Here is a 12,959-nt window from a genome sequence, read left to right as displayed (position 1 = left end):
ATATCAAGAAAATTTTAACTGACGATTCCATGTGGGCTAGCGATCAGATTGGATCAGGTGGGGCAAGGAATCGTTTCTCTAAATTATGGTTTTACTTCAGTAAAGCAATATCTCAAATTATTTTTTTCCGACCTGGAGAATTTTACTTTCCAAATAGATAATGCCGAGCATTGCAACGATTTGCTACTTTATCAGCAAATCAAAATAATATTCAGGCTCTTCCCTATCGGCGCCAAACGCCTTTCTCATCTCCCCTTTTGTCTTCAATTCTATCGTGTCAGATTTTGTGACAACGGTCATCGCCTTTATGAACCGGAAATTGGGTCTACGGTTAGGTCCCCCTTCAATTTGGCCACAGGAGTCCCGGTTTATTAAATAGGTCGAAATAAAATTAATAGTATCGAAGTGGATGGGTGTTAAATTTTCTCGCCAGTTATGGAACGTCTTTGTGAATTTCCTCGGCTCTAAACCCCCGTTCTTGATACCATCGGTGTCAAATCTTATGATCAAGGTAATATCCTGGCCCGTTTGATTGCATACTCTTGTGTCGTTGTAATAGTCACAACTGGTGAGGATTATTGTCGAAAATAACGTAAGTGCCAACTTTGTCCGTGCGTTCATAACCTATTGCAATTTAAATTCCTCTAATGTAAAAGAATCGATATAGTCTTCATCGATCGGATACTCTGGGGTTTCCTGTGAATCAGGAATACACTAGCAATCCAGCATGTGTATAGTCCGGTTATAATATCTCCTTTCGGAGTTCCTGATAAAGGTCTAGATTAAAATTTATCACTCGATAAAACCCAAAAAAATCCTTTTCAAAAGAGTACATCACTTTTGTTTTTGAATCCAGAAGCACGCCAATAGCCTTCTCTCCAGTGTCATCCTCATCGACACGCCAATTGACTCCTAACTCATTTAAAAATTCAATAAAATCAATAAAATTCGTCTTTACCCCAAAATCGATTGTGCGCTCACTCTTCTCACTTTGAATTCGGAAATATCCATCCGGATAAAAATCAAGTTTGACTGTTATACCCACAACGGTTCCTTGCAAGGAAGCGATTTCATATTTAAGCCCCTCAAAACTAAAATCATATACGGCAGGAATATCGCCCTCCTGCACTTGCCAAAGGATTATATCTTTGTCCGACTTGTGAGGCTCTATTCTTGCGCCTACTTGAATGCCATTTACATGACCATTAAATAGCAAATCGCTCAATCCCCTCACGCTCATTTAATTTTTTATGTTTCTGTTTTTTTTAACCTATACCTGCCGTCGACAACCTGCGTATCCTAAAACCTCTCCAGCTTCCACCGCATTTTCTGCTCCACCATTTCCTTCTCTGCTTTAGTGAGCCTGATGAGGAATACATCCTGGCCGGTGCCAACGTAGATGTAAAAATTATAAGGGGACCCGTTGGCAGTCATGAACTTCTCCATGTAACTGAAAAAGTCCTCGTCATACCAATCATCAATAGACCTTAATTGGAACGCACGGAGGGTCTCGCCATCCTGAAATGAAATATGGACGGGCCCGTTGTCGGTCTCCCACTCCTCTTTGATTTTTTCGGCGCGCAGATAGCCTCCTGATAATTCGACGAATTCCTTCACGGTGCTGGCATAGACCATGTTGCCATTTAACACGTCTGCCTCCAGATCATGCCACCAAACTCTTTTGGGATCTAGTTGGGCAATTTTCAAGTTAATGTAGTCGCCGTCTTGAGTGGAATCGTAGGTTTCAAACACTTCCCATAGGTGTTGCTCTGCCGCCATCGAAGACAGCAGTTGTGTGAGGGAATCGTCGCTTAGGCTTTTGTAGTCTTCAAACAAGCCCGCCTGCCGTAGACTGATGACACCCGTCTTGAAACGCTCTTTTAACGAGGGGCGATCTTTTTTCGTGGATTCTTTTTGCTGCGCCGCACACGCAACGAGGAGCCATACGCAGAGTATAAATAGTAAATGCTTCTTCATGAACAAGCTAAGTTATCTGATGGACAAGATTGGGCACCTTCTCAAGGCGGGTAGCGTTTGGTGTGGAGTATTATACAAGCTTATCGCTTCTCCTGCAACATTCTATTCAACAACACAATCTTATCGTCTTTCTCTTTCAACAACGCAGCATGTAATTTCTTTATCTCCTCATGTGCTTCGATCAATTTATCCAACGGATTGAAAGTACAACCATAGTTAGGCCCTTGCTGATTGCTCACCGTCGCCTGATTATTCGACCCCTCATAATTGTTCTGAATATTATTCACCACCGGCGCCTCACTATACTCTTTAATCACCTCTGAAGAGACATTCAATACCCTGGCTATTTCTTCCAGCACGTCAGCTTCTATGTCAGCTTTGTTTTCAAGTTGAGACACTTTCTTCTGCGACCACGGCGCGCCGAGCAGATCGGCAAACGCTTCTTGACTGAGGTTATTTTCCAGGCGGAAGTGGCGAACGTTGCGGCCCAGGTGGGCTTTGGGTGTTTGGTCGGTTGTCATGGTTACAAATATAAATTATTTCGGAATCCACCCAAGACCTGCGCTATTCAATCCGCCTTAGGCGGATTCCCGAACAATGGCCCCGGGTGAAACCCGGGGAAAAGGAACGCATCAAAAACGGCTATGCGCCACGTGCGCACGAACATCGACATGCGAGCGTTCCTGGCGCATGCGTCGCAGCGCCCGGATGCCGTGCGCAAATGCGTGCCAGACAGCCTGAAGCCTTGATGAAGACTTTCCTATGGCACGTCTTTATCATCGCTTTTTTCTCCCCGGGTTTCACCCGGGGCCATTGTTCGGAGATCCGCCTTGGCGGATCAGAAATACAAGAGAGTTTTATCCGATTGCAAACGGCTAAAAACAGATTTGTGTCGGGTTGGGCGTGGTGCGAGATTGAGGGCTTCACCTAAACCAATCAAAAAAGAAATATGAGTCTTCCCAACCCATCGCGGATCGAATACACAACGTTTCGGCTGCCGTCTAACACGCCCCTCAGCTTGCCGGCCCTCAACCAGCTTCACGATTTGCTCTGCAACTTCCCGGCCCAGGATGTGCGCAACACGCTGCTGGAGTTCTACCAGTCCTATGTCATGCATGAACACGACAACCTGCCGTTGGAGTTTGATGAGATGGCGACGCACTTTTATTGTTTGGATAACTTCTTTAAGAGTGTGATCGATGGAGGGAAAGGTAAACCTTCTGTTGCCAACCTGGATGCGGGGGATCGGTTGGAGGCAACATAGTCCCCGAGGCGGGAGACTATGTTGCGGGCTGTGGTCGCGGTGAAAGTGTGAGTGGCATCCTGCTGTGGGGATTGCTCTATTCTTATACTGCAAAAAACTTGCAGTACACATCATCCTTCCGATAACCTATCCAACGATATTTCGTCGTGCCAACGAAATATCGTCGGTAGTCTTCTCTCCTATCCTCAAATTGGTAGTGTTTGCCCACATTAATTTTGGCTGGACTTTTGGCTAAGGCGTTGGCATGGAAACATTGAGCCATAGAAAGGAGGTGTATGATGATGGAAAACCTGATTTCCCTTTCGCTTTCCGATGCCCAGTGGCAGGAGGCTGAAACAGCGGTGCAAACATTGAAGAAATTGTTTGAGGGCCAGCTGGTCAGTCTCACCGCCAAACAGCGGCAGACGATCACGAAGATGGGCGATGGTTCGTTACCTTTTACGGAAAAGGCAGCGGACTATGCCAGAACCAATCCGGAGTTCCTTCCGCCGTTTGTAAAGGTGGAGGAGTTCGAGGCCGACTTCAAGGCAGCCCGCATGCTGAACAATCTGCTCCAGTCTTTGTCACAACTGGTGTCGCAGATCGACGACAGCATGTTGCTGTCGGGAAGCGAGGCCTTCCTGGCCGCCCGGGCATACTATGCTACGGTGAAGACGGCCTCGAAGGCCAACGCCGCCGGTGCCAAGGTGATCGCCTCCGACCTCTCGGCGCGATTCGCCGGCCAAGGCAAAGGCCCCGAGCCAACTCCCGAGCCGCAAGCGTAGTGCACTCCGCTTATCCGGTATCCGCCTTGACGGATTTGCTGAACAGGCAGCGCGATAACATCGTTATCGGCTGCCTGTATTTTTTTCTCCTTCTTCTACCACCATCACTCCTCCGAATCGGTTCGCGCGCTTGAACATCATTCATCGGTTTCAAAATTGAAACCGGTCAACGCAAACTTTTTTAATAAACGCTGTCATGATTTTCAGGGATACCATCAGATGATCTGCGAAAGAATGATGGTTTGAAAAAAAATATTTCTCTCCTGATAAACCGTGATGACAGCGCAGCACGCTCGAAGAAACGGAAAGCGTTGGATGATCGAATTGTTTCTAATGCTATCGATCTTGTTACATCTTCGTTTTTACACGTTGCAAACGTCAACGAAACTCTGACAACTGTCGTAAATTTACTCAGCTCCTCGACGCGATTTTCCGCAAGCCCACCAGGAGCATTTTAGATCGATGTTCGAATCAAGATCACCGGGTGCCAGAAGCGCTGCGGGTTAGGATCACTTTGTGCCATTTCGTTTGATGTTAAACTGATAAATGGAGTTAGCCGAAAATCCACAATAGAGTAGGCAACAATTAACCCTCTCATGTTATGATCATTTCAATGCAAGGTAACTGGACCGTTTCGGTCAAGTCCAAAAACGCTTCCTTCCCGCAGCGTTTCGTTGTGCTGGGAGCTTCGTCAGGCAACGGCGCCCACAGCGGCACCCCCGGCACGTCGGTGAACGTGACCGGACCACAATGGAGCATCTCTATTCAAAACGATCCCGGCACCGGCTGGCAAGCATCGGGCACACAACTCAAATTTCCCCACCAGGTGGGAAGCCACTATGAATTCGACATCCAGTCGAACGACGCCGGTGGCGACCAGGACTACGATGATCTCATTCTCACGTGCTCCACACCGGTGAGCATCAATGAATTTCTCATCTATGGCAATGTGCGCCTGTATGATGGTTGTATCTTCAATCCCTGCCGTCGCAATCCCTTTGTGATCGACACCTACACCGGGTGGCGCAAGGCCCTCAAGAATCCACGCATCGCCGAATGGCTCAGCCAGTATTATGCGGAAAGAAAACCGCCGTTCATCGACGATCCCAATCCGCCGGATCCCCCGTATTTTAAACCGTTGGTTTTTGATTTGTCCGGAGAGGCTATGAAACCGAAGACGGTGCTCAAGTACGCTCGCATCGCTACAGACGAAAAGAAAAAGGAAACCAAAGCCGCGAAAGAAGGAGGCTCCGAATTTGCTGCCACAAACTTTGAATTGATTCGCGAAGCATCGGCAAGATCAGAATCGACGACGGCGGCCCTGGACACCATCGCGTTGATCAAGGATATCGAACGGCTCTATTATCCCTGTCACACGGGACCGGGCTCAAACCTCACGCTCACCTTCGAGGAATACGACCGCACGTCCGCCGAACTGGCCGGAGGAGCCTACACCGGCACCGGCAACCGGAGACTCTTGGGCGATACCATCACAGACCAGCATGGCAATTACATTTTCAGATTCAGATTTGACATGACCTTCCCCGGCCTGGAAGATGCCGCCGATATCGCGGCCGGTGAAAATGTTGATGTCGTTATGTTTCCGGATGTGATCGTGAAGATCGTGGACTATGTCCCTTTTCAAGTAAGGTTCGAAAGTGCACCGTACTACAACATCCCCAATCTCAAAAGAATCGATTTGTGCTTGCCCGAATCTACCGTACACGTTTCGTCGGCATGCTTCAATGGCAACCTGATCGGAAGTCTCGGTAACATTTTTATTGGAGGCAATCAGAATGCCAGCGGATCCACGGCACCCGCTGCTACCCAACGGTATCAATATGGGAACTTCCTGGAATCCACCGGCGTGATCACGGTGAACAGTCCCCTGGCCGGTTTCGGCATTGAGTGCGCCGCATGGGCCGGCACGATCGACATCAAGGGATGCATGTATGACGCAGCCAAGAGCGCTGCTGATAATAAAATTAAATGGTACACCATTCGCGTTAGAAGATCAGGGACGATCGGATGGAGCTATGTGACCGAAAACTATAAGCATCCCAAATTTTCAAAACGCAATCTTGCCAACTACTACGGCGATGATGTGGGACCTTTCTATCCCGTCGTCGGGGGCACGCTGAATGGGACGGTTCCCTCCTACATCAACATCCAGCGCGAGATCTTTGTCGATGGCGTTGACTGGGAATTCTCGAACCTGGACCGTTACATGCGCTTGAACACGGCGCTCTATGACATCGTGGTTGGCATACGGACACCTGGAAAAACCTATGTCAGGGTCGACGGTTACGATGCTTCCGGAAATCACGTGCCCGGCGCTACGGACCTGATCGCCCTGTTCATTCACAACAACGGCCTGGAATTCGAGCTGTCGGACATGGTGTTGAATGATCCCACCATCGTAAACGCCGGCTGCGGGTTGTTCCGCCTCACCGACGCCCAATTGAAAACGCCGATGCTGTTTTCGTTCAGGGCCAACGACCCCTACGGATTTGTCGACCACTACAACCTCACCATGTCGAGGTGCCCCGGAACGGCACTGGACCTCAATGCCAACATCGAAGGCAATTTCACGATCACCGGAAGCCACACCTTCCCCGGAGGAAGCAACGCCTCGAATGTCCACAACGCTTGCCCTGGCTACAAGGGCACGGGCGACGACTACAGTACGGGAAATCCCGTGGCGGTGCAAGTGCAACCGCTCGCGATGGGAGAAGGATGGATCAAGACGGGCGAATACTTCACGATCTATTCCCTGGCCCTGACCGCCAACCAACGGGTGACGAACGGCTACAACACAGGATTGTCCAGCACCTACCCCGCCTATAGACAAATCCTGATGGAACGGCTGACACCATGATGAATGTGGATGGCATAGCCTTCATACTCTGCACCCTGGCCGTGTGGCGCCTCACCCATTTGTTCTCACAAGAGGATGGGCCCTTCGACCTGGTGCTAAAATTCAGAAAGCTTTTCGGGCATGGTTTCTTCGGAAACCTGCTCGACTGCTTTTATTGTCTCAGTCTGTGGATCGCCATGCCGTTTGCCTGGTGGCTTTGCGGCGAATGGATCTCCGGACTGATAACCTGGCTGGCACTTTCGGGTGCCGCCAGTTTGTTATTTAAGATATCGGAGAAAAATCAGAAACAAGAAAAAATATGAGCTGTTGCGGAAACAAAAGGGCTGCATGGCGGCAACAAACCAAATCATCCCCTCACCAGGCGAGCGAAGTGCAAACTCGCCCGGCAGAACAGGGCCAATCCAAAGTATTTGAATATACTGGCGCGACCTCTTTGAAAGTCCTGGGCGTTACCGGAAAGATCTATCACTTCCAGGGCAAAGGAGACAAACTCCAGGTCGACCACCAGGACGTCTTCGCGATGAGGGCTGAAAGAGATTTAATCGTCGTGCCCGAAATACCCGGGAAAACAGCAACGATTCTGTAGTAGCCAAGCGAACGGATCAGATGCTTATCCAAAAAATCTATCCGACCAAAGAGCGCCCCGGAATGGACTGAGCCTCATTTTTTGTGACATGCCGATGCCGAACTTCACGACCTCGTGTGTCAGGCTTTGAACGGCTATTCTGGCAGTCATTCGAGTGATGAGATGAACTATCGCAGCTTTGAACTGAACCGTCGGGGTTCTACACGGTGTCGAAGCTATGCGGTGCGTTACCGGAGTTTTAGGGTCAGCGGACTGGCCCTTTTTTATTTACGTTGCGACCAAGGATCCAATCGGTCAGGAAAAAAGCTTGCATGTTTCGTGTTGCCGGCCAAGTGTCGCAACGTCGAAACTAACCGGTAGACTTATGGTCTGAATTGTCGCACTAATTTGCCTAACGCAATCGCGAAATACTGACAACCGCTGAGTTCTGAACCCAGGCGGCCGGGCTCAGAACACAAGTCTCTGGATCCGGACCTCCGACGGAAGCGTATTGTACTCCAGTGCGCGCGTTCCGAACCTTGACGGTTGCAGGCTGAGCTCGAAGACCAGCGTTTGGAACGTCGCCGGCGGAGTTTTTAATTCAGTCACTACGATTCAAAAGGCCCGGCTTCGCGCCAAGAAAGCCGGACGCGTCGGTTAACAATCTTATAACATTCCCATTCCAACCTTTGGCCTGGACAATGCATCTATACAGTTGTATCTTACTGCACCCAAATGATGAGTTGTCTTAAATCCTAGTGCGATGAACGTTATTATAAAACTCCTCCTTCTGCTGAGCTGTGCCGGCTTCGTGACTTCGTGCATACTTCACGATAAAGACGACTGCTGCACGGTGATCGACATTGACGTTGATGTGATCGTGAAAAACAAAGCCGGGAAGAATTTACTGGACTCTGCCACTGACAATCACTATGTAGCCGAGGACATACGCCTTTACTACCTAAAAGACGGCGGCGCCTATGAGGTCTACCAGCCCTACTTGGACGCTCCCCGCCATTTCTCCATCCTGCAAACCGACGGCGAAACCACCCTGCGCTTCTCTGCCGACTGGGCCGTCAGGTCGGACAAAGAAACCACCGTCACCCTCCTCCAATGGCGCGCCGGCGACAACACCGACATCGACACGATCTACACCGAGATGACCCGCATCAAATACAGCTCGATGACGGTCAACAAGGTGACTTATAAAAACAAAGTAGTCTACGACGCCAGCGCACCACCCGACCCCGCCAGGGACGGACTAAGATTGGTCGAGATCGTGAAATAGTACCCGCGCTTTCCCAAAGCCAATCGCGTTCCCTTCTTGGAATGATCTTTTTCAATGCTTTTTTTCTGATACCAAAAAATGCTACATTGGTCTTGGCGGCCTTATCATTATGGCAAAAGGAAGAATCATTACCTTGCTGATTTCCCTATTGGCAACGGGCGTCTATGCGCAAACCGATCTGCTGGTCGACGCCAGGGACGGAAAACAATACAAAACCGTAAAGATCGGAGACCAAATCTGGATGGCCCAAAACCTGGCCTATGCCAACGAGCTCGATCATAGGCTTGATCGCCACAAAAAAGAACGGATCTTATCTTACGGCGACTCCCTCGCCCTCGGCGACAAGTATGGCCTGTACTACACTTGTGAAGCCGCCCAAAAATCCTGCCCTGCCGGTTGGCACCTGCCCACCCGGTATGAATGTGAAAAACTGCTGAACATGTTCTCCTCTAAAAAAGAGGCTTATTTCGAGCTACAACCCGAGGGCCATTCTGGTTTTAATGCGCTTATGGTGGGATGGTTCTATGTTTACGACAACGAAAGATTTGGCGAATTTAAATCCATGAACCGGTCGACCATGTTTTGGACCGCGCCCGCCGGCAAAAGAATTTCGCCCGCGTTAGTGTTCAATTTTTTGCACAAGGCGACGATCTTGGAGCAGAAGAATAGTCATGGGTTTCCGGTGCGGTGTGTCAAGGATTGGGCGAAGTGAACTTTGTCTTATTAGCTATTAAAACGGAATGCTTTCTTACTATTAAAAAAATCATGACACCAGACGAAGCCAAAAATATTTTATTGCATCATTCCTTTGCACACGAAGATACTTCTCATCCCAAATCAACTCGGGGCTTCCTGGGCATGCTCAGGCCTTTCAACGGGGAGTTAGTTCAGGAAAATTATCATGAGGTGATGGAAGCGATCAAAGTTCTTCATGTTTCGCTGGAGCGCGAACAAATTGACCGCGAAATCATCGCTTCGTTGTGGGCCATATGTTATCTGGGGAGGAGTTGGGCTATTGATAAGAATGGAATGCTTAGAAGTAACAATCTAATTTCACAAGAGCAAGTCGATTTAATGGAAGCTTGGATTAACAATATCTCTTACGCCGTATTCTGCCTGCTCGACGGAGCGGGCGTTGATGAAGCTTTTGATGGGTACGATGATGCGCAATAGATCATGGGCATGATGAGAAAACGAGCTTTCGCAGTTGTCGACGCCACGGGGCATCAGACTCGGAAACCATTGCGAAACTTCGTCTACCTTTGAGTTTACCTGTTTGTCCGGATAAAATGATTAACCCTTTTGGATAATTTAGACGATGCCTCTAACTTGGCGGAAGCCAATAGGGATACAGGAATAATGGTTCTATATTGAAATTGTTGGCGGTAATTATTGGAACAATGAGACGACTAGCAATTATACTCGCGATGGGAGTTTTGCTAAACCTATTCGGGTGCACCGGACAGGCAAAGAAAACAGCCGACCCAACAAATGAAGAGCCCCTCAATTCGGTTGATGACGTTCAAAATGGACTCGTCCATAAGACTTTGACACCGGAGATACTCTCAAAAGTTAAGGACGACGAATTAGAACAAGTGATCCTTTACAATATCGCCGCAAGAATAGCTGACGATGGCGACGAACTGGGAATCGTTAAATCGTTAACCCCCGGACAACGCGCGATCTACGTGACCATGATCGTGGAGGGAGAAGTAGATAACGGCGGATTCAATCAGTTCTACTATAATCCCAGCGGACAGTTTGCCGACATGATGGAGGACGCCTTCAACATCATTGAAGCCAATCAGTATGCCGACCTGGTGAAGCAGGCAAACACAGTTTATGCAGGAATAAAGGAGGACTTGGAGAAGTATAAGGACGGAACAACCGAGAGTTTCAGCGAATCGTATGATAACAATCCTTTAAACGACCTGGATGATAAATTTTATGCGTTAGACGAAGATGGGACCTTAAGCAAATTAAGGGTTAAATATATAAGGAGCAATATAAAGGAATTTGTGACGGACTAGGAATAAACACCGCCACCAAGGACATATCACACGCACAACGTTTGGCCGTCTTTAAGAATGAGATACTGCAAACCTATCATAATAATGTTGACAATACTATTAGGTCTGCTGGGCTGTGAGCGCAACGCGCAGAATAATTGACGTTCTATTGGGGTGTCGTAAATCTGATGAGTATGATCCATATTAAGAATCTAACAATCGTTGGCTTCAAACTGATGCTTGATTATTCTCCTTACCTATCCCTGAACGAGGGAGATTATTATCTCCTACCAGTCGACCCAAAACATAACCGAGACAATTAAAATGAAGCAATGGCTTAAAATTATAGGGGCAGTATTTTTTGGTACCATCACGTTGTTGCTTACAAAAATTGCCGTCCGCAGACTGACTTGGACCTATGAGGAGAATGGGCATTTTGACGAAGCGACGTCAACTAACTATAGTGATTACGGGGGCCTCTATGGTTTGCTGGCCGTCATTTTTCTTATTCCGACTTTGGTTCTTTTGATGAGTTGGATTAAAACGTTTAAGCGGGGAAGGCTATAGGCACCCGAATTTTCACGGCGGACGCCGTTTGAGCGATATCCACCTACTCTGTAGGGGCTGTGCCTTGTTCGGATTGCTCCTCGGCTTTCCTATCGCTCTCCAGAAGAGTGGAAAAATCAAGTTTTCTCAAAAGCTCTACAGCCTCTACCGTCTTTTGTTTATCAAACGGGTCGTCCTCGTAGTACCAGGCTACATCGTTGAGATAGATTTTTCTACTTCTTTTCTTGGCTGTTGTTTGTGATACCGACTTTTTGGATGATGTAGTCTTTGATTTCATCGCTTGTTCCTTTTTTCTTTGACTAAGAAACCTTCATAGTTTACATTCTTCCGAAATGCAAGGGCGGCTGATCCTAAGATACCAAAAATTTCGCAGCGGTCCTCGATTTCGGCTAGTCGATTCGAGATCATCATTTGGTACAATCTGTTCCGGGCCGCCGACCTCCCCTTGGCCATAACATACACTTGCGGATACCGGCGGCAAAATAGAATAGCGATGTTAGCCACTGTCTGTAATACTTTAACCCGGTCACCATTATCCGAAATCACGTCCTCGTCAAACCCAAGTTCACTGTCATTAGCATCGCCGAATGCCAAATTATATACAACAATCGGCTGTGTGTGAATCAACTTGAATTTAACCACCTTCTGAATTTCCCCGCGTGGCCCCTTGCTGGTGAAGGTGTAGCACAAGTGATTGCTGGTCAGATGTGATTCATAAGATTTTAAATCCATAGCTAACGGGTAAAAATGCCCAAGCTCATTCGGGCACATTAAAACACAACGAACTGTCTCAGTTGACAGACCTAAATTTATCGTCCGCCACTGCAAAGAATTTGCAGTGGCAAAAATATTATTCCGCTAAAGGAATGAAGGGTCTCATAAAGCTCCTTCCGCTCAGGGATGCTCACCAGCCAGAATGCTGCCGGCAATTTGGAGGGCTTTCTCGAAAGTGATCCCGTTTTGCTGGGCGATGGCGAGAGGGTGTTCTTCTTCGATTACATGTATAGAGGGAATGAGACCTACTTCATTCTCTGTGGCAACAGTCTTTATATTAATTGTGTTGCCATAGGTGGGTACGGTTGTTTGCAGCCATCCAAAATACGGCCCTTCATTCATGCGTTCTGGGCTGTTCCAAAGTTGATTTCGCGTCCGGAAATTGTCTTCGCTGATAGATGTCCAGACGTCGAAGATCAAATTCTGGTGGTGAGCTATGATGGGAATCGTGAGTCTTCCACGGTGAAAGAAGTGCTGTGCGTCCACAACGCAAAGACTTTCGGCCAGACTGATTCTTTGCGTTCTTTCATCGGGCGGAATGGAATGATAGTAGTCTGGACGGTCGCTTCCAAATGTAAGGGGTACGTCATCGTACGTTCGGCCACAGCAAGAACATTGATAGACTGTTCTCCCCCATCTTTTCTTTTTGACCAGTGTCAAGGTGTGTAGATTTGATCCGTGGCGTGAAGATATTAGTTGGCCGCTCGCCGTCAAAGCGCGTCTGGCAAGGTATCAACGGGACGGGTAATCCCGGCTTTAGGCCTAGTCTAAGCACATCACTTTATTGGATAGTATACCCTTCACGCTAAGGTATTCATAATTAACCCCAGGCTTTAGCCTGGGGTTGATCCTTATGGTGAAAAAAGGTGCCAT

The 12,959-nt window shown here is 48.1% G+C and carries 16 protein-coding genes; 10 read left to right on the top strand and 6 right to left on the bottom strand.

The features are described from left to right. Positions 1-742: 742 nt before the first annotated feature. The 3 genes from D4L85_RS23320 to D4L85_RS23310 form a co-directional block, all read right to left on the bottom strand. The gene (locus tag D4L85_RS23320) at positions 743-1,240 is read right to left on the bottom strand and encodes a hypothetical protein (RefSeq protein WP_119756572.1); all 498 of its coding nucleotides are present in this window, start codon (positions 1,238-1,240) and stop codon (positions 743-745) included. A 59-nt stretch (positions 1,241-1,299) separates the two neighbouring features. Continuing rightward, complete coding sequence (locus D4L85_RS23315; protein ID WP_119756571.1) at positions 1,300-1,977, bottom strand: hypothetical protein; 678 nt, start codon at positions 1,975-1,977, stop codon at positions 1,300-1,302. A gap of 80 nt (positions 1,978-2,057) precedes the next feature. Then, entirely contained in the window at positions 2,058-2,498 is a 441-nt protein-coding gene (locus tag D4L85_RS23310; protein WP_119756570.1) for a helix-turn-helix domain-containing protein, read from the bottom strand. 428 nt (positions 2,499-2,926) lie between these two features. Between D4L85_RS23310 and D4L85_RS23305 the strand changes: the two genes are divergently transcribed. The 10 genes from D4L85_RS23305 (at position 2,927) to D4L85_RS23260 (ending at position 11,312) form a co-directional block, all read left to right on the top strand. Further along, positions 2,927-3,241 (top strand): hypothetical protein, encoded by a 315-nt coding sequence (locus tag D4L85_RS23305; RefSeq protein WP_119756569.1) that lies wholly within the window; start codon positions 2,927-2,929, stop codon positions 3,239-3,241. 275 nt (positions 3,242-3,516) lie between these two features. After that, complete coding sequence (locus tag D4L85_RS23300; RefSeq protein WP_119756568.1) at positions 3,517-4,005, top strand: hypothetical protein; 489 nt, start codon at positions 3,517-3,519, stop codon at positions 4,003-4,005. 601 nt (positions 4,006-4,606) lie between these two features. Then, positions 4,607-6,883, top strand: a complete 2,277-nt coding sequence (locus D4L85_RS23295; protein ID WP_160143941.1) for a hypothetical protein — start codon at positions 4,607-4,609, stop codon at positions 6,881-6,883. Beyond that, a complete protein-coding gene (locus tag D4L85_RS23290; RefSeq protein ID WP_228450592.1) occupies positions 6,880-7,185 on the top strand; it encodes a DUF1360 domain-containing protein in 306 nt (101 codons plus the stop codon). Before D4L85_RS23295 ends, D4L85_RS23290 begins: the two co-directional genes overlap by 4 nt. After that, on the top strand, positions 7,182-7,469 hold the full coding sequence (locus D4L85_RS23285; RefSeq protein WP_119756566.1) for a hypothetical protein: 288 nt from the start codon (positions 7,182-7,184) through the stop codon (positions 7,467-7,469). The genes D4L85_RS23290 and D4L85_RS23285 overlap by 4 nt, the downstream gene beginning before the upstream one ends. Positions 7,470-8,211: 742 nt before the next feature. Continuing rightward, the gene (locus tag D4L85_RS23280) at positions 8,212-8,736 is read left to right on the top strand and encodes a hypothetical protein (RefSeq protein ID WP_119756565.1); all 525 of its coding nucleotides are present in this window, start codon (positions 8,212-8,214) and stop codon (positions 8,734-8,736) included. Positions 8,737-8,845: 109 nt separating this feature from the next. After that, complete coding sequence (locus D4L85_RS23275) at positions 8,846-9,448, top strand: FISUMP domain-containing protein (protein ID WP_119756564.1); 603 nt, start codon at positions 8,846-8,848, stop codon at positions 9,446-9,448. A gap of 53 nt (positions 9,449-9,501) precedes the next feature. Beyond that, the gene (locus D4L85_RS23270) at positions 9,502-9,909 is read left to right on the top strand and encodes a hypothetical protein (protein WP_119758907.1); all 408 of its coding nucleotides are present in this window, start codon (positions 9,502-9,504) and stop codon (positions 9,907-9,909) included. Between the two features lie 227 nt (positions 9,910-10,136). Then, positions 10,137-10,766, top strand: coding sequence for a DMP19 family protein (locus D4L85_RS23265; protein WP_119756563.1), 630 nt, complete (start codon positions 10,137-10,139; stop codon positions 10,764-10,766). Between the two features lie 303 nt (positions 10,767-11,069). Next, positions 11,070-11,312: a hypothetical protein gene (locus D4L85_RS23260; RefSeq protein ID WP_119756562.1), complete on the top strand. Its 243-nt coding sequence runs from the start codon at positions 11,070-11,072 to the stop codon at positions 11,310-11,312. A gap of 43 nt (positions 11,313-11,355) precedes the next feature. Here D4L85_RS23260 and D4L85_RS23255 read toward each other — a convergent pair whose 3' ends face one another. From D4L85_RS23255 to D4L85_RS23245, 3 genes are all read right to left on the bottom strand, one after another. After that, positions 11,356-11,589 carry a hypothetical protein gene (locus D4L85_RS23255; protein WP_119756561.1) on the bottom strand — a complete coding sequence of 78 codons (234 nt, stop codon included), beginning with the start codon at positions 11,587-11,589 and terminating at the stop codon, positions 11,356-11,358. Further along, the gene (locus tag D4L85_RS23250) at positions 11,586-12,044 is read right to left on the bottom strand and encodes a DUF6934 family protein (RefSeq protein ID WP_119756560.1); all 459 of its coding nucleotides are present in this window, start codon (positions 12,042-12,044) and stop codon (positions 11,586-11,588) included. Before D4L85_RS23250 ends, D4L85_RS23255 begins: the two co-directional genes overlap by 4 nt. Before the next feature lie 162 nt (positions 12,045-12,206). After that, the gene (locus tag D4L85_RS23245) at positions 12,207-12,746 is read right to left on the bottom strand and encodes a DUF2199 domain-containing protein (protein WP_160143940.1); all 540 of its coding nucleotides are present in this window, start codon (positions 12,744-12,746) and stop codon (positions 12,207-12,209) included. Between the last annotated feature and the right edge of the window lie 213 nt (positions 12,747-12,959).

The sequence above is a fragment of the Chryseolinea soli genome (assembly GCF_003589925.1).
Taxonomy (GTDB): domain Bacteria; phylum Bacteroidota; class Bacteroidia; order Cytophagales; family Cyclobacteriaceae; genus Chryseolinea; species Chryseolinea soli.
The sequence above is the reverse complement of the archived record's forward strand: the minus strand, read 5'-3'. Positions and strand labels throughout refer to the sequence as shown.

Excerpts from the sequence above, each read along its gene's own strand:
- D4L85_RS23320 (WP_119756572.1), bottom strand. The coding sequence starts at position 1,240 with ATGAGCGTGAGGGGATTGAGCGATTTGCTATTTAATGGTCATGTAAAT.
- D4L85_RS23315 (WP_119756571.1), bottom strand. The coding sequence starts at position 1,977 with ATGAAGAAGCATTTACTATTTATACTCTGCGTATGGCTCCTCGTTGCG.
- D4L85_RS23310 (WP_119756570.1), bottom strand. The coding sequence starts at position 2,498 with ATGACAACCGACCAAACACCCAAAGCCCACCTGGGCCGCAACGTTCGC.
- D4L85_RS23305 (WP_119756569.1), top strand. The coding sequence starts at position 2,927 with ATGAGTCTTCCCAACCCATCGCGGATCGAATACACAACGTTTCGGCTG.
- D4L85_RS23300 (WP_119756568.1), top strand. The coding sequence starts at position 3,517 with ATGATGATGGAAAACCTGATTTCCCTTTCGCTTTCCGATGCCCAGTGG.
- D4L85_RS23295 (WP_160143941.1), top strand. The coding sequence starts at position 4,607 with ATGATCATTTCAATGCAAGGTAACTGGACCGTTTCGGTCAAGTCCAAA.
- D4L85_RS23290 (WP_228450592.1), top strand. The coding sequence starts at position 6,880 with ATGATGAATGTGGATGGCATAGCCTTCATACTCTGCACCCTGGCCGTG.
- D4L85_RS23285 (WP_119756566.1), top strand. The coding sequence starts at position 7,182 with ATGAGCTGTTGCGGAAACAAAAGGGCTGCATGGCGGCAACAAACCAAA.
- D4L85_RS23280 (WP_119756565.1), top strand. The coding sequence starts at position 8,212 with ATGAACGTTATTATAAAACTCCTCCTTCTGCTGAGCTGTGCCGGCTTC.
- D4L85_RS23275 (WP_119756564.1), top strand. The coding sequence starts at position 8,846 with ATGGCAAAAGGAAGAATCATTACCTTGCTGATTTCCCTATTGGCAACG.
- D4L85_RS23270 (WP_119758907.1), top strand. The coding sequence starts at position 9,502 with ATGACACCAGACGAAGCCAAAAATATTTTATTGCATCATTCCTTTGCA.
- D4L85_RS23265 (WP_119756563.1), top strand. The coding sequence starts at position 10,137 with ATGAGACGACTAGCAATTATACTCGCGATGGGAGTTTTGCTAAACCTA.
- D4L85_RS23260 (WP_119756562.1), top strand. The coding sequence starts at position 11,070 with ATGAAGCAATGGCTTAAAATTATAGGGGCAGTATTTTTTGGTACCATC.
- D4L85_RS23255 (WP_119756561.1), bottom strand. The coding sequence starts at position 11,589 with ATGAAATCAAAGACTACATCATCCAAAAAGTCGGTATCACAAACAACA.
- D4L85_RS23250 (WP_119756560.1), bottom strand. The coding sequence starts at position 12,044 with ATGGATTTAAAATCTTATGAATCACATCTGACCAGCAATCACTTGTGC.